This is a genomic window from Devosia sp. 919 (assembly GCF_013185965.1).
Taxonomy (GTDB): Bacteria; Pseudomonadota; Alphaproteobacteria; order Rhizobiales; family Devosiaceae; genus Devosia.
Window position 1 is genome coordinate 1,193,682 of record NZ_JABAOL010000001.1, and the last position, 15,248, is coordinate 1,208,929.

Here is a 15,248-nt window from a genome sequence, read left to right on the forward strand (position 1 = left end):
GTGCCGAAAGGGGTTTGAGCTAGATGCGCATCGTTGCCGGCCGCTTTCGCGGCAAGGGGCTCAATTCGCCATCCGATCTCTCGATCCGGCCTACTGCCGATCGGGTTCGCGAATCCATGTTCAACATCCTTGCCTCGCGCCTTGGGCCGGTGCTGGATGGTGTTCGCGTGCTTGATTTGTTTGCCGGCACCGGCGCGCTGGGGCTCGAAGCCCTGTCGCGCGGCGCCAGTCACGTCACCTTTGTCGATACCGGCGCTGAAGCCCGTGGCCTGATCCGCGACCATATCGAGGCTTTTGGCGCCGGGGGCATTACCAAGCTCCTGCGCCGCGACGCCACCGATCTCGGCGTACCCGGCTCGATGAAGCCCTTCAACCTCGTCTTTCTCGATCCGCCTTATGGCAAGACCCTGGGCGAACAGGCGCTTGCGGGCCTGCGCGACAACAACTGGCTCGCCCCCGGGGCCACCATCGTCTGGGAAGAAAGCCGGGACGCCACCCTCGACATCCCCGCCGGCTTCACCCTCACCGACCGCCGCGAATACGGCGCCGCCGCCATCCACTTTTTGGTTTTTGGCGAGGCCGAAGAGGCTCAGGCCTAGGCGCCCTTCGGAGCGTCCCCAATCTCCCCCACCCACCAGCTGTCACCCCGGCCTCGAGCCGGGGCCCATCCCGAGATACCGCGAACTGAGCCCGGCCCCCGGCCTATCGGCTCCTGCCCTCCCTCCCCCCTGAGGGGAGGGCCGGGGAGGGGGTCGACCAATCGCCACCGCAGCCCGCGTAAAGCGGGAATGCACACAACCGCACCCATCCATCCGCCCCATCGCCTCCCTCCCCCTTGAGGGGAGGGATCGAGGGTGGGGGTTCAGGCCGTCGGACAAACTCGTCACGGGGGAAGACCCACCGCTCGAACCCCCACCCCAGCCCTCCCCTCAAGGGGGAGGGGGCGCATCGCGCATCTGGACGGTCAGGAGGACTTAACAGCGTGGGAGGTCCAATCTCCCTCGCCCCCAGCTGTCACCCCGACCCTGAGCCGGGGCCCGTCCCGAAATTCTTCCGCTTTCGCCAACGGCGGGGTCCCATCGCCTCCCTCCCCCTTGAGGGGAGGGATCGAGGGTGGGGGTTCAGGCCGTCGGGAAAACTCTTAACGGGGGAAGACCTACCGCCCGAACCCCCACCCCAGCCCTGCCCTCAAGGGGGAGGGAGGGCATCGAGCCTAGCCCCTACACCCCCACACAAGCCTCGCACCGCCCGCGAATTTCCATCGTCGTGCGCTCGACCTTGAAGCCCGTTTTCCCTGCCCATTCCCCCAGCCGGCTTTCGATCACGGGGTCAGCGAATTCATCGACCTTGCCGCACCCTTCGCAAATGGCAAACGCGATCAGCCCCTTGCGATGGCAGTGCTCGTCCGCACAAGCAACGAACGCATTGAGCGATTCCAGCCGGTGGGCGAGGCCCCATTCCACCAGCTTGTCGAGCGCGCGATAAACCTGCAGCGGCGCCCGCAAACCGTCCTCGCGCAGCCGGTCGAGAATGTCATAGGCGCTGAGGGGAGCCGAGGACCCGGTCAGCGCGCCCAGCACCAGCCCCTGGTTGCGCGTCAGGTCAGTGGGTGCGGCGTGGCTATGCGCCATGAATTTTCCTCCCAAACAATTTGTGGACCGGCACGGCGAGCGAAACCAGAAACACCAGCAAGGCCGCCACGACGATGGAGGGTCCGGAGGCCGTATCCCAGTTGCGCGAGCCGAACAGCCCTCCCACCACGGCAATCACCCCGAGCCCCGCCGCCACCGCGGCCATGCCTTCAGGTGTTGCGCTTAGGCGCCGCGCCGTCGCCGCCGGAATGATCAGCAAGGAGGTAATCAGCAGCACGCCCACCAGTTTCATGGCAATAGCGATGACGCTGGCCATCAGGATCATGAGGATGATCCGGCTCGCTTCCGGGCGCAGCCCTTCGGCTTCCGCCAGCTCGGTGCTGACCGTCGAAGCCAGCAGCGGCCGCCAGGCCAGCGCCAGCACGACGAGGATCGCCGTGCCCCCGCCATAGATCACCATGATATCCTCGACCGAAACGGCAAGAATATCGCCAAACAAAAAGCCCATCAGGTCGATCCGCACCGTGGTCAAAAAGCCCACCAGCACCAGTCCCACGGCCAGGGTCGAATGGCTCAAAATGCCCAACAGCGCATCGGTCGAGAGCGTCGCCTGCCGCTGCAACAGCAGCAGCGCTCCGGCGACGAGAGCCGCAACCGCAAACACGCCCAGCGTCATGTTGAGTGACAAGATGATCGACAGCGCCACGCCGAGCAGCGCCGAATGGGCCATCGTATCGCCGAAATAGGCCATCCGCCGCCACACGACGAAACACCCCAGCGGCCCCGCCACCAGCGCCAGCCCAATCCCGGCGATGAGGGAGCGCGAAAAGAAATCACCGAACATGTGCGGCTCCCTGGAGGACCGATGCAACCGCCCCAATCCCGCCAAACGCGCGATCCCGTCCCTTCCCCCTTGAGGGGAGGGCTGGGGTAGGAGTGCCGGCCCCTCCACCAAACTCGACCTTCCTGCGCATGCCCCTAGTGCCCATGCCCGTGCCCCCCATGCCCGTGCGAATGAGCATGCTCATGCGCCGCCCCAGCCGCCACCACGCAGCCGTCGTCGTGGTGCTCATGGTCGTGGTGGTGCTCATAAATCGCCAGCGTTTCCGCCGCGCGCGGCCCGAACAGCGCGAGATATTCCGGGCTGCGCTTGACTGCCGCCGGCGTGCCGGTGCAGCACACATGTCCATTGAGGCAGATCACCGTGTCGGTTTCCGCCATCACCACATGCAAATCATGGCTGATCATCAGGATACCGGCGCGCGAGCTGTCGCGGATCTGGCGCACCAATTCATAGAGCGCCACTTCGCCGGCAAAATCGACGCCCTGCACCGGCTCGTCCAGCACCAGAAGGTCCGGCTTGCGGATGGTGGCGCGGGCAAACAACACGCGCTGGAATTCCCCGCCCGACAATTCCTGCACCGCCGCTCCGAGGAGCCGCCGCGCCCCGACCAGATCGAGCGCCGCCTCGATTTCGCTGCGGCTGAAGCGGCCGGTCAGCGTCATCAGCCGCTCCACCGTCAGCGGCAGCGTCCAGTCGATGGTCAGCTTTTGCGGCACATAGCCGATGCGCAGCCCCGGCAGGCGCGTCACCGTGCCCATTGTCGGCTTGAGCACGCCCGTCGCCATCTTGGCCGTGGTGGATTTGCCCGAACCATTGGGCCCGATCAGCGTCACGATCTCGCCGCGCCGGATGGCCAGGTCGACCCCTTCCACCAGCACGCGCGCCCCCCGGCGCACGCCGGCGCCGCTCATGCTGATCAATGTTTCGCGTCCTGCCTGCCCGTCCATTTCTGCTCCATCACGTCGCTTGACAGCGTTCTAAACGTTATAGCATAACGCAGCAAGAACGTAATAACATAACAGGATTGCGCCGATGAAGCTGCTCCCCCTTGCCTTGGTTTCGAGCCTGCTGCTGGGCAGCACGGCCATGGCCGCGCCCAATGTGGTAGCCTCGATCAAGCCGGTGCACTCCCTCGTTGCAGCCGTGATGGAGGGGGTAGGGGAGCCGACCCTCATCGTTCGCGGCGCCGCTTCCCCCCACACCTATGCCCTGCGCCCCTCCGACGCCGGTGCGCTGCAGGATGCTGATCTCGTGTTCTGGACCGGGGCTGGCATGGAGCTGTTCCTCGCCGATGCACTGACCACGCTTTCAGGCGAAGCCGAAGTGGTGGAGCTGAGCCAGGCGCCTGGCATCACCCTCCTGCCGGTCCGCGAAGGCGGCACTTTCGAGGCGCACAGCCACGAGGGCGAGGGTCATGACCATGAGCACGACCACGAGGGTCACGATCACGAAGGCCATGACCACGAAGAGCACGATCACGACGAGCACGCCCACGAAGGGCACGACCACGACCATGGCGGCGACATGCATTTCTGGCTCGATCCGCAAAACGCGGTGCACATGGTCGATGCCATCGCCGCAGCGCTCAGCACGGCCGACCCGGAAAACGCCACCGCCTACACCGCCAATGCCGAGCGCGAAAAAGCCGATCTCGTCGCGCTGCAAGCCGAACTGACCGCGAGTCTCGCACCCGTCGCCGACAAGCCCTTCCTCGTCTTTCACGACGCTTACCAGTATTTCGAGAACCGCTTTGGCCTCACCGTCGCGGGCTCCGTCACCGTCACTCCGGACGTCATGCCCGGCGCTCAGCGGATCGACGCCCTGCGCGCCCGCGTGGCCGAACTCGGGGCTACCTGCCTTTTCGCCGAACCCAATTTCGAGCCGACCATCATTGCCGCCATCACCGAGGGCAGCACGGCCAGGGCCGGTGTGCTCGACCCCGAAGGCGGCGCCCTCACCGAAGGCCCAAACCTTTACCCCGAACTGCTGCGCGGCCTCGCCAATGGGCTCCTGGACTGCCTGGGCTAGCTAACCCAGCGGCCCCTTGAAGATAAAGAATGCCCCGAGCGCAATGAGCCCGAACCCGATCCCGTGGTTCCAGGTGAACTGCTCGCCCAGATACGTGGCGCTGAACAGCACAAAGACCGAGAGGGAAATCACCTCCTGAATGGTCTTGAGTTCGGCGCCGCTATAAACCCCGTAGCCGATGCGATTGGCCGGCACCGCCAGCCAATACTCGAAAAACGCGATGCCCCAGCTGGCCAGCACCACCACCCACAGCGCCGTGCCGGGGAATTTGAGGTGCCCATACCAGGCAAAGGTCATGAAGAGGTTGGACGCGATCAAGAGCCCGATCGGGGCCAGCGTGGCAAAGTTCCAGCCCATGGCGATTACCGCGCGCCCTTGGTGGGCTGTTCGAGCGCATACAGCGCATCGCTGATCGACTCGACCTTCTTGCGCAGCAGCTCCTGGGCGTCATGCAGCCCGCGATTATAGTAATAGGCGCCCATTTTTTCGGCAAAAAAGGTCATCAGCATCTCGGCCGGCATCGGCCCGATGGTCTGGTCCAGCTCCAGCCGGAAATAATCCTGGATCTCCGCCACCATGGCCTTGGTTTCGTCGCGGCTGAACTTGATCGGCTTCATTGCGGGCAGGGCTCCAGAATCGGCGGCACGATAATGCCGCGATCGCCCGTCCGGCAAGCGCCACGCCGCGATTGACCCCTCCGGCCCGCCATGCGAGAACACAGCCTGTGTCGGTTCCCCAAGCCCGTTGTGGCGCGGGGATCAAAAGGGAACACGGTGCGGATTACCCATCAGGGGCCAAAACCGTGGCTGCCCCCGCAACTGTAAGCGGTGCGCTCCTCTCCTTATGCCACTGGCAGCCAAGCTGCCGGGAAGGCGAGAGGCGCTCTATTCACCGCAAGCCAGGAGACCTGCCGGCACAGCAACGAGCTTGTAAGCTCTTTTTCGTTCCGCGCACGGAGGGTGCCGCATGAATACCACCACTGTTTCGACTGGCCTTCAGTCTCTTTCGCTGTCCCAGCGTCTTGTCGCCGGCTCGCTCGCGCTCCTGCTCGGGCTGACCCTCCTGGTCGGCACCGGCTTTGCCGGCGATTATCGCCTGCACAACGGCGCCCACGACACCCGCCACGCCATGGGCTTTCCCTGCCACTAAGGGCGAGCACGAGAGACGACCAAAAATGTTCCGCAATCTGTTTTTTGCTGCGCTGGTCGCAGCCCTTTGTGCTGGCCTTGTGGCATCCACGATCCAGCATTTCCGCGTCACCCCGCTGATCCTGCATGCCGAAAGCTTCGAAGGGGAGGGTGGCCATTCCCATGGTGAGGAGGCCACTCCGGCCGAGCATACCCACGCCCCCGGCACCCCGGCCCATGATCATGGCGCTGACGAATGGGCGCCCCAGGATGGTCTTGAGCGCACCCTCTATACCGTGCTCGCCAATCTGCTCGCCGCCGCCGGCTTTGCCCTCGTGATCGGCGCTGTGGGCCTCCTGGCCAATATCCCCATCACCACCGGCAATGCGCTGCTGTGGAGCCTGGCCGGCTTTGCCAGCTTCACCCTTGCGCCCGCCTTTGGCCTGCCGCCCGAACTGCCCGGCATGCCCGCCGCCGGTCTGGGCGCCCGCCAGCTCTGGTGGGTCGCGACGGCCCTTGCCACCGGCGCCGCCTGCCTGCTGCTGGCCAAGACCCGGGCGGGCTGGGCGATTGCCGTGGCGCTCGCACTCGTCCTCGCGCCGCACATCGTGGGCGCCCCCGCGGCTCCCGAAGAGCCAAGCGCCGTTCCCGCCCATCTCGCCACCGCCTTTGCCGCCGCCACCATCGGCAGTTCAGCCGTGTTCTGGCTGGTGCTGGGTGTCGTCTTCGGCCTCGTCAATGATCGCCTCGCCCGCCGCGAGGCTTCCCACCCCATCGGAGCTCCCGCATGACCACCAAGATCCCGACCACCGTCATCACCGGCTTTCTGGGCGCGGGCAAGACCACCCTCGTGCGCCACCTCCTCGCCCATGCCCCCAAGGGCAAGCGCATCGCCCTCATCATCAATGAATTCGGCGATCTCGGCGTCGACAAGGACATCCTCGCCGGCTGCGGCGACGAGACCTGCCGTGAAGAGGACATGGTCGAGCTGTCCAATGGCTGCATCTGCTGCACCGTGGCCGACGAATTCATTCCCACCATGCAGGCACTGCTGAATCGCCCTGAAAAATTCGATCACATCGTCATCGAAACCTCGGGCCTCGCGCTGCCCCAGCCCCTGATCCGCGCCTTCAACTGGCCCGAGATCAAGGCGCAGGTGACCGTCGATGGCGTCGTGACCGTCGCCGATGCCGCCGCTCTTGCCGAGGGCCGCTTTGCCGCCGATGAAGCCGCCGTCGACCGGCAGCGCCGCCTCGACGAAATGCTCGATCACGAAACGCCCTTGGGCGAGCTCTTCGAGGATCAGCTGGCCGCCGCCGACATGGTTATCATCAACAAGACCGATCTGGTGGATCCCGCCACCCTCGAAAAAGTCGAGCAGAATATCCGCGCTGAGCTGCGCCCCGGCGTCGGCATTGTTCGCGCCGCCAATGGCCATGTCGATATCGCGGCGCTTCTGGGCCTTGGCATGGCTTCCGAAGCCGACATCGCCAACCGCCCCAGCCACCACGAACTCGAGCACGAGGGCGAAGGGCACGAGCACGACGATTTCGACAGCTTTTCTCTCCAGCTCCCCGCCATTGCGGGCAAGGACGAGCTGCTTGCCATCATCGAGGACACGATCCGCACCCATGACGTGCTGCGCCTCAAGGGCTTTGCCGCCGTGCCGGGCGCGGCTGCGCGCCTCGCCATCCAGGCCGTCGGCCCCCGCATTACCGCCTATTTCGACCGCCCCTGGGCGCCCGGCGAAACCAGGCAAACCGCACTCGTCGTCATCGGCCAATCCCCGCTGGACCGCGCCGCCATCACCCAAAGCCTGCGCCGCGCCGAGCCTGTGGCGGCATAAGCTCAAAGAGAATGGCTCCACACACCGGGATAGGTTTGCACCCCCACCCCAACCCTCCCCTCAAGGGGGAGGGGGCCGCATTGCGCCTTGGGCACGATCTAGCCCAACCCACCAGCCCAAAGCCCCTCCCCCTTGAGGGGAGGGGTTGGGGTGGGGGTGCAGGCGCTTCCGCCAATCCGGTCTTCGTGGGAGCCTGACCATGCACCTTCTTTCCGCCCAAGCCGGTGCCATCCAGCAGGAAGGCGAGGCCATCGATCTCGCCCAAACCCCTGGCGCCTTCATCTTCGCCTCTTCGGCCGATAGCGAACTGGCCATGCTCGCCGCCGCCGCCGACCGCGCGGGCGAAACCGAGCTGCGCCTCGCCAACACGCTGCGCCTGTCCAACAATCTGTCCGTCGATCTCTGGCTCGAGCAGACCGTCCGTCATGCCCGCCTCGTGGTCCTGCGCCTCATCGGCGGCGCCGCCTATTTCCAGTATGGCGTCGATGAGATCACCGCCCTCTGCGCCAACCGCAAGATCCCCCTTGCCCTGCTGCCCGGCGACGCCAATCCCGACCCCATCCTGCAAGCGCGCTCCACGATCCACCCCGAAGACTGGACCCGCCTCCACGCCCTCCTCATCGCCGGCGGCCCCGCCAACGCCGACGCGATCCTGAGGTCGTTCGGTGAACTCGCCGCCGAGCCCTCCCTCCCCCTTGAGGGGCTTCGAGCCGTCCCGCAGGGCGGATCGCTCCAGTGGAGCGATCCGAGGGGAGAAGGCCACGAGGGCTATGCCCGAGTGGCTGCCGGGGAGGGGGTCCCTCAGACCGAACTCAAGCCCCGCCTCTCCGACCTCCAGCCCCAACCCTTCGCTCGCTTCTCCCTCTGGCACCCCGCCGCCGGCATCACCGACGAAACCGGCCTAAGGCACCGGCATCTCGAGCTTTCGCCTCCCTCCCCCTTGAGGGGAGGGACCGAGGGTGGGGGTCATTCGGCTCCTGCTGTAACGGCCCCCCACATCCCCATCCTCTTTTACCGCGCCGCGCTCGAAGGCGCCGGCACCGCCACCCTGCAGGCCCTTGTTGCCGAGATCGAGAACCAAGGCCTGCTGCCGGTCCCGATCCTCGTGTCCTCGCTCAAGGAAGCCGCCTGCGTGCGCTTCGTGCAGAATGTGCTCGAGAGCTTCCCGCCCGCCGCCATCTTCAACCTGACCGGCTTTGCCCTCGCGCTGGACCCCGACGACACCAAGTCCGACCCCTTCAGCGGCACCGATGCCCCCGTCATCCAGTTGATCCAGTCCGGCCGCTCGGAAACGCAATGGCAGGCCGACCCCCAGGGCCTGTCCTCCAAGGACATGGCGATGTTCCTCGTCATGCCCGAACTCGATGGCCGCATCGGCGGCCTCCTCGTCGGCCACAAAGCCGATGCCGTCTGGCACACCAGCACCCAATGCCCGCTCAGCGCCTATGCTCCCGACCATTCCGGCATCGGGCGCGCCGTCCAGCTCGCCCGCAATTGGGCCCGCCTCCGCGCCACCCCCCGGCCCGAGCGCAAACTCGCCCTCATCCTCGCTAACTACCCCCTCCGCGACGGCCGCCTCGCCAACGGCGTCGGCTACGACGCGCCGGAGTCGACGGTGGCAATCCTCAAGGCACTGGATGGGGCCGGGTACACGCTGGCCAACCCAGCACCGGACCCATTCCCCTCCCCCTTGAGGGGCTTTGGAGCGGCCCGGAGGGACGATTCGCTCCAGTGGAGCGAATCGAGCGACAAAGGCCAAGAGAGCTATGCTCGACTGGCAAGCGAGGGAGGGGGTCCATCAGTGATGAACCGCACGACCCCCACCCCCAACCCCTCCCCTCAAGGGGGAGGGGAGGCTCCACCCCTTGTCTTTGGCAATGGGCGGATGCAGCAACGCAAACACATCAATCGCGCCCGGGCCCTCCGCGCCGACCAGACTGTGCCTGAACGCGTGCTCTGGCCGCTGCTGAAGACCTTTGCGGAACGTGGCGTCAAGTTCCGCCGTCAGGTTCCTTTGGGCCCCTATATCGCCGATTTCGCCAGCCACCATCCCAAGCTCGTCATCGAGCTGGACGGCGAAACCCACTTCACGGACGAGGGTCAGGAACGCGACCTCGCCCGCACGGCCTTCCTGGAAGGCCTCGGCTACCAGGTTCTGCGCTTCACCAATTCCGATGTCGCAACTAACCAGGACGGAATTTGGCAGACCATCTCCTCGACACTAGATGGACTCTCGGCTCCATCCCTTCCCTCCCCCTTGAGGGGAGGGACCGAGGGAGGGGGTCGTGGTGTTCGGCACCAAACCTACCCAAAATCCTCAGCCAACCTCATCACCGCCCTCCAATCCGGCCCCACCAATGCCGACCCGCAGCGCGGCTCATCCGCCGCCACGCTCTCGCTCGCCCGTTATCGCGAGCTCTTCGCCACGCTCCCGCAAGCGATCCAAACCGAAGTCACCACCCGCTGGGGCGACCCCGCCACTGACCCCTTCGTCCGCCACGACACCTTCCACCTGCCGGCCCTTATCTTTGGCAATGTCACGATCCTGCTCCAGCCCGGCCGCGGCTATGGGCTCGACGAGACCCAGAGCTATCACGACCCTTTTCTGCCCCCGCCTCATGTCTATCTGGCCGCCTATCTCTGGCTGCGCCACGACTGGTGCGCCCATGCGCTTGTGCACAACGGCAAGCATGGCACGCTGGAATGGCTGCCCGGCAAATCCACCGCGCTCGATGCGGCGAGCTATCCCGATGCGCTTTGGGGCGGGCTGCCCCATCTCTACCCCTTCATCGTCAACGATCCCGGCGAGGGGACCCAGGCCAAGCGGCGCACCGGGGCGGTGATCATCGATCACCTCATTCCCCCGCTCACGCGCGCGGAAACCTATGGGCCGCTCAAGGACCTTGAAGCGCTGCTCGATGAATATTATGCCGCCGCGGGCATGGACCGGCGCCGCCTCGCCGACCTGCGCCGCCGCATCCTTGATTTCACCCGCGACAGCCGGCTCGACCGCGATATCGGCCTGCCCGAGGACGAAACCGAGGCCCTGCTGAAGATCGACAATTTCCTTTGCGACCTCAAGGAAGCCCAGATCCGCGATGGCCTGCACGTCTTTGGCCAGTCGCCCGCGGCTGAACTGGAACGCGACCTCATCGTGGCCCTGGCCCGCGTGCCGCGCGGCGAAGGTCCCGCCGAGCGCTCCCTGATCCGCGCCCTCGCCGATGACCTCAAGCTCGGCTTTGACCCGCTCACCGCCAAACTGGGCGAGCCCTGGGTCGGCCCGGATCTATCTGCATTGGCCTCACTCCCCCTTGAGGGGAGGGCCGGGGAGGGGGTCCCTCCGCTCCGTCACCGCACCGTCGGCGACATCGTCGAACAACTCGAACACCTCGCCGCCGAACTCGTCTCCGGCCCCGCGCCCGAGCCCGGCTGGACCCAAACCGCCGCCGTGCTCGAAACCGTCGAAGCTGTCATCCGCCCGCGCCTGCGCGCTTCGGGCCCCGCCGAAATGGCCGCGCTTCTCGATGGGCTCGACGGCAAGTCTGTTCGCCCCGGCCCTTCGGGCGCACCTTCGCGCGGGCGCCTCGACGTGCTGCCCACCGGGCGCAATTTCTTTTCCGTCGATACTCGCGCCGTGCCGACCCCCACCGCCTGGGAGCTGGGCCGCAAATCGGCGGAAAACCTGATCCTGCGCCATTTCCAGGATACCGGCACCTATCTGCAGGCCGCCGCCATCTCCGTCTGGGGCACCGCCAATATGCGCACCGGCGGCGACGACCTCGCCCAAGCCATGGCGCTCATCGGCGTCAAACCGGTCTGGGATCCCGGCTCGCTGCGCGTTTCGGGTTACGAGATCATCCCGCTCGCCAGGCTCGGTCGTCCACGCGTCGATGTCACCCTGCGCATCTCGGGCTTTTTCCGCGATGCTTTCCCCGCCCAGATCACCCTTTTTGATCGGGCGGTCCGCGCTGTGGGAGCCCTCGATGAACCCACCGAGGACAACCCGGTCGCCGCCCGCATGCGCGCCGAAGCGCTGGGGTTGATGGCGCAGGGGCAAAGCGAAGCCGAGGCGTTCCTTGCCGCCGGCCACCGCATCTTCGGCTCGCGCCCCGGCACCTATGGCGCCGGCCTTGGCGCCCTCATCGATGCCGGCACCTGGCAAAACAAGGCCGAGCTCGCCGCCCGGGTCCTCGATTGGGGCCACTATGCCTATGGCGCCAAATCAGTCGGCACCCCGCAGCGCGACGGTTTCGCTGCGCGCCTCGCTGCCGTGGACGCGGTGATCCACAACCAGGACAACCGCGAGCACGACCTGCTCGATTCCGACAACTACTACCAGTTCGAGGGTGGCCTTGCCGCCGCCGCCGAAACGCTGAGTGGCCACCAGCCCGCCGCCTTTCACAACGATCATTCCCGCCCCGAACGCCCGCTGATCCGGACCCTCGGCGAGGAAATCAGCCACGTCATGCGCTCGCGCGTCGTCAACCCGAAATGGATTGCCGGGGTCAAGCGCCACGGCTATCGCGGCGCCTTCGAGATCATCGCCACGGTGGATTTCATGTTCGCCTTCGCCGCCACGACCGGCGCCGTGCAGACCCACCATTTCGACCTCGCCTTCGAGGCCTTCATCGAGGACGACGCCACGCGCGACTTCCTCGCCACCGCCAATCCCTTCGGCTATGCCGAATTGCTCAAGAAATTCAACGAGGCCCGCGAGCGCGGTTTTTGGACCCCGCGCTCCAACTCGGCCTTTGCCTATCTGGAGACCGCGCCATGACCGACCAGCCCGCCAAGCCGCTCAAGAAGACCGACGGGATGAGCGAGGCCGAGCGCGACGCCTACCACGCCGAAAAAATGCGCAAGAAAAAGGAGGCCCGCAACAAGATCCTTGCCACCAAGACCGCGGAAAAGGGCCTCCTCATCGTCCACACCGGCAAGGGCAAGGGCAAATCCACCGCCGCTTTCGGCATGGTGTTCCGCGCCCTGGGCAATGGCATGCGCGTGGGCGTCGTGCAGTTCGTCAAGGGCGTCTGGAACACCGGGGAGCGCACCGTGCTCGACAAATTCCCCGATCAGGTGACCATCAATGCCATGGGCGAGGGTTTTACCTGGGATGTCGCCGACCGCCAGCGCGACCTCGCTGCCGCGCGCAAGGCCTGGGAGCAGGCCAAGGCGCTGATCCTTGACCCCGGCTACAAGCTGGTCCTCCTCGACGAGCTCAATATCTGCCTGCGCTACGACTATCTCCCCATCGAGGAGGTCGTCGAGTTCCTGCGCAACAAGCCGGCCGACAAGCACGTCATCGTCACCGGCCGCAATGCCAAGGATGAGCTGATCGAAATTGCCGATCTCGTCACCGAAATGACCGAGATCAAGCACCATTTCCGCGCCGGGGTGAAAGCCCAGGCCGGCATCGAGTTCTAGGACGCTCGCCTCAGCAGTCCACCTTCCGCAGCGAGCGCCCGAGCCGGTCCAGCACCGGGCGCATTTCGCCGAATTGCGCCGCCGAGATTTCGATCTGCCAGCTTGCGGTGCTTCGCCGGTCGCACAAAAGGATGGTGCGGCCAAACCGCATCCGCGAGCCTTTCACGGCCGAAAAACTCGCCCAGTCCGGCGTCACCATTTGCTCCCCCGCCCGCCAGCCGCTGCGTTCCAGCTCACGCCCGATCCGCGCCACCGTCCCCGCTAACGGGCCGCGCATCGGCTCGCCCCAGGCGCGGAAGGTCACCTCTTCCCCCGCCAGCTCGAAACTCTGCCCCGCCTCATCGCCTTCGCCCGCGACAAACCCGGCCGGCACCTCCAGTGCAAAGCCGAACCGCGTGTTCTCGTAACGCAGCGCCCCTTGCCCCCAAGCGGGCGCCGCCAGCAGCATCAGGCCCAACATGGCCAGCACCCGCATTACAGCACCACAATCCCGGCATGCTTGGCCTTGTTTTCCGGCTCCACGTGTATCGTGATCTGCGCATCCTTGACCGCTTCGCGCAGCTTGCTTTCGATCCCGTCGCAAATCCGGTGCGCTTCATCAACGCTGAGCGCGCCCGGCACCACCAGGTGAAAATCGATAAACACCATGCGCCCGGCCTGCCTGGTGCGAATATCATGGGCCTCGATGGCGCCGGTGGCATTGGTCGCGATCACCTCGCGAATGGTTTTCTGCGTTTCGGCCGGCACAGCGACGTCCATGAGGCCCCCCACGCTCGCGCGCACCACCCCCCAGCCCGACCACAGGATGTTGACCGCGACCAGCGCCGCGAGGATCGGGTCGAGCAGCGCCCAGCCGGTCATGATCGCCAGGCCCAGGCCCACCAGCACCCCGATGGTGGACACGACATCGGTCAACAGATGCTTGCCATCGGCTTCAAGCGCCGGCGAGCCTTCCGCGCGGCCATGGCGCAGCAATACGCCCGCCCAAACGAGGTTGATCACCGTGGCCACCGCCGCCAGCAGCAATCCCTGCCAGGGCGCATCGGGCAGCCGGGGGTGAAAAAACCCGACCCATGCCTCGCGCAGGATCAGGATCGCGGCCACGATGATCATCACGCCTACGATCACCGCCGAAAAATACTCGGCCTTGCCATAGCCATAGGGCAGGGCGGCATCGGCCGGCCTTTGCGCCAGCCGGACCGCGATGAGAGCCGTCAGGGCCGTCACCACATTGACGATCGATTCCAGCGCGTCGGAAAACAGCGCCACCGACCCGGTGAGCCACCAGGCGAGGAACTTGATGCCAAGCACCACCAGCCCAACCAGCAGGCTTGCAGCAGCGATGTGAAGGGTTCTTTGCATGGCCTCGATCCGTCCGGCCTCCTTGTTGCGCCTGCGGCAAACGGGGAGGGCGGCCTGATAGCCCGTTCCGGCCAGCGCAACAATGATTGTCTTTGCAACTGCTTTTCATCTGCAAGGCCCCTGTGGGAAAGCGGCTGTTTTTGCCTGCAGACCGGCACGTCCAGGCTCATCGCCCGCCAGCGTAACGCTCGGATCGGCCTCTAGAGCCGCCCTACCCACAAGTGTCGTCCCGACCTTGAGCCGGGATCCATCCTGAAGTGGGAGCAGCTACAGCAATGGGCCGTCAGGCTGCGGGCGCCACGCCCCCAGGCTCATTCCACTGGTGGACTGATCCGCCGCTCGGCGCGGTAAAGCCCGATGCTGTGGATAAACACCAGCACCCCCAAGCCCTCCAGTGCTTCCTCGATGATCGCCGCGAGGCGATAGGAGGCGGCGGTCACATCCCCCGTGGCATCCGAATAAAGCTTGCCCCCGATCAGCTCCATGCCGATGGCGCCGCCGATAAACAACGCTGCCGCCAGCAGCATGGTCGCGCGCGCACGTCCCGGCAGCGCCCGCAAAAAGGGAATAAAGGCCACCAACCCCAGTAGGCACAGCGCCGCCACCGGTAGCACCCAGGCGAAGGTCAGGAACCCCGATGTGCCAAGGCTCGAACCTACCGGCGCCGACAGCAACTCATGAACGCTCAGCGCCTCGTCGGCCGATAGCCCGAAAAACACCACACCCAGCAGCGTCCACTGCGCCCCGATCAGCCGCTCCCGGCGATAAACCCTGGCGCCGGTATCGAGCAGCATCAGGCCTGCGCCCGCCAGCAGCAGCTGGGAAAACCAGGTGTAAACGCTGCGCTCCACATCGAGGTCGAGCAGCCAGATCCTATCCTCCCCGTCCAGTCCCAGCCCATGCTGCACCACGGCAGCACCGATCAGCACCGCCCAGATCAGCAGCGGCACCAGGATAGGGCGGACAACCGGCCGCGCGGCGTCCAGCCTGCGGGCGTGCTCCTCTGTTATCTCGGTCATCGCTTC

Annotated in this window: 15 protein-coding genes and 1 riboswitch; of the genes, 7 read left to right on the forward strand and 8 right to left on the reverse strand. The window is 65.9% G+C overall.

Annotated features, from left to right (window positions below):
• Positions 1–23 precede the first annotated feature (23 nt).
• Entirely contained in the window at positions 24–599 is a 576-nt protein-coding gene (gene rsmD, locus HRQ64_RS05720; RefSeq protein ID WP_172122548.1) for a 16S rRNA (guanine(966)-N(2))-methyltransferase RsmD, read from the forward strand.
• A 621-nt stretch (positions 600–1,220) separates the two neighbouring features.
• Here the strand turns inward: rsmD and HRQ64_RS05725 are convergent.
• From HRQ64_RS05725 to HRQ64_RS05735, 3 genes are all read right to left on the reverse strand, one after another.
• Positions 1,221–1,631 (reverse strand): Fur family transcriptional regulator, encoded by a 411-nt coding sequence (locus tag HRQ64_RS05725; RefSeq protein ID WP_172122549.1) that lies wholly within the window; start codon positions 1,629–1,631, stop codon positions 1,221–1,223.
• Complete coding sequence (locus tag HRQ64_RS05730) at positions 1,621–2,436, reverse strand: metal ABC transporter permease (RefSeq protein ID WP_172122550.1); 816 nt, start codon at positions 2,434–2,436, stop codon at positions 1,621–1,623. Before HRQ64_RS05730 ends, HRQ64_RS05725 begins: the two co-directional genes overlap by 11 nt.
• A gap of 134 nt (positions 2,437–2,570) precedes the next feature.
• Positions 2,571–3,383 (reverse strand): ATP-binding cassette domain-containing protein, encoded by an 813-nt coding sequence (locus tag HRQ64_RS05735; RefSeq protein ID WP_172122551.1) that lies wholly within the window; start codon positions 3,381–3,383, stop codon positions 2,571–2,573.
• An 85-nt stretch (positions 3,384–3,468) separates the two neighbouring features.
• Here HRQ64_RS05735 and znuA point away from each other — a divergent pair, with 85 nt between their 5' ends.
• On the forward strand, positions 3,469–4,464 hold the full coding sequence (gene znuA / locus HRQ64_RS05740; protein ID WP_172122552.1) for a zinc ABC transporter substrate-binding protein ZnuA: 996 nt from the start codon (positions 3,469–3,471) through the stop codon (positions 4,462–4,464).
• On the opposite strand, the gene HRQ64_RS05745 is transcribed toward znuA, so the two are convergent.
• Positions 4,465–4,821, reverse strand: coding sequence for a DMT family protein (locus HRQ64_RS05745; RefSeq protein WP_172122553.1), 357 nt, complete (start codon positions 4,819–4,821; stop codon positions 4,465–4,467).
• Positions 4,822–4,826: 5 nt separating this feature from the next.
• Positions 4,827–5,081 (reverse strand): DUF2164 domain-containing protein, encoded by a 255-nt coding sequence (locus HRQ64_RS05750; protein WP_172122554.1) that lies wholly within the window; start codon positions 5,079–5,081, stop codon positions 4,827–4,829.
• A 94-nt stretch (positions 5,082–5,175) separates the two neighbouring features.
• Positions 5,176–5,394: riboswitch (cobalamin riboswitch) on the forward strand.
• Between the two features lie 36 nt (positions 5,395–5,430).
• On the opposite strand from HRQ64_RS05750, the gene HRQ64_RS05755 reads away from it, so the two are divergent.
• The 5 genes from HRQ64_RS05755 to cobO all read left to right on the forward strand — a co-directional run bounded on the left by HRQ64_RS05755 (position 5,431) and on the right by cobO (position 12,861).
• The gene (locus HRQ64_RS05755; protein WP_172122555.1) at positions 5,431–5,613 is read left to right on the forward strand and encodes a CbtB domain-containing protein; all 183 of its coding nucleotides are present in this window, start codon (positions 5,431–5,433) and stop codon (positions 5,611–5,613) included.
• 25 nt (positions 5,614–5,638) lie between these two features.
• A complete protein-coding gene (locus tag HRQ64_RS05760; RefSeq protein WP_172122556.1) occupies positions 5,639–6,382 on the forward strand; it encodes a CbtA family protein in 744 nt (247 codons plus the stop codon).
• A complete protein-coding gene (gene cobW, locus HRQ64_RS05765) occupies positions 6,379–7,437 on the forward strand; it encodes a cobalamin biosynthesis protein CobW (RefSeq protein ID WP_172122557.1) in 1,059 nt (352 codons plus the stop codon). Before HRQ64_RS05760 ends, cobW begins: the two co-directional genes overlap by 4 nt.
• Positions 7,438–7,636: 199 nt before the next feature.
• Positions 7,637–12,214, forward strand: coding sequence for a cobaltochelatase subunit CobN (gene cobN, locus HRQ64_RS05770; protein WP_172122558.1), 4,578 nt, complete (start codon positions 7,637–7,639; stop codon positions 12,212–12,214).
• Between the two features lie 38 nt (positions 12,215–12,252).
• The gene (gene cobO, locus HRQ64_RS05775) at positions 12,253–12,861 is read left to right on the forward strand and encodes a cob(I)yrinic acid a,c-diamide adenosyltransferase (RefSeq protein WP_172124855.1); all 609 of its coding nucleotides are present in this window, start codon (positions 12,253–12,255) and stop codon (positions 12,859–12,861) included.
• Positions 12,862–12,871: 10 nt separating this feature from the next.
• Here cobO and HRQ64_RS05780 read toward each other — a convergent pair whose 3' ends face one another.
• From HRQ64_RS05780 to HRQ64_RS05790, 3 genes are all read right to left on the reverse strand, one after another.
• The gene (locus tag HRQ64_RS05780) at positions 12,872–13,336 is read right to left on the reverse strand and encodes a hypothetical protein (protein ID WP_172122559.1); all 465 of its coding nucleotides are present in this window, start codon (positions 13,334–13,336) and stop codon (positions 12,872–12,874) included.
• Positions 13,336–14,223, reverse strand: coding sequence for a cation diffusion facilitator family transporter (locus tag HRQ64_RS05785; RefSeq protein WP_172122560.1), 888 nt, complete (start codon positions 14,221–14,223; stop codon positions 13,336–13,338). Before HRQ64_RS05785 ends, HRQ64_RS05780 begins: the two co-directional genes overlap by 1 nt.
• 311 nt (positions 14,224–14,534) lie before the next feature.
• The gene (locus tag HRQ64_RS05790; RefSeq protein ID WP_172122561.1) at positions 14,535–15,242 is read right to left on the reverse strand and encodes a hypothetical protein; all 708 of its coding nucleotides are present in this window, start codon (positions 15,240–15,242) and stop codon (positions 14,535–14,537) included.
• Between the last annotated feature and the right edge of the window lie 6 nt (positions 15,243–15,248).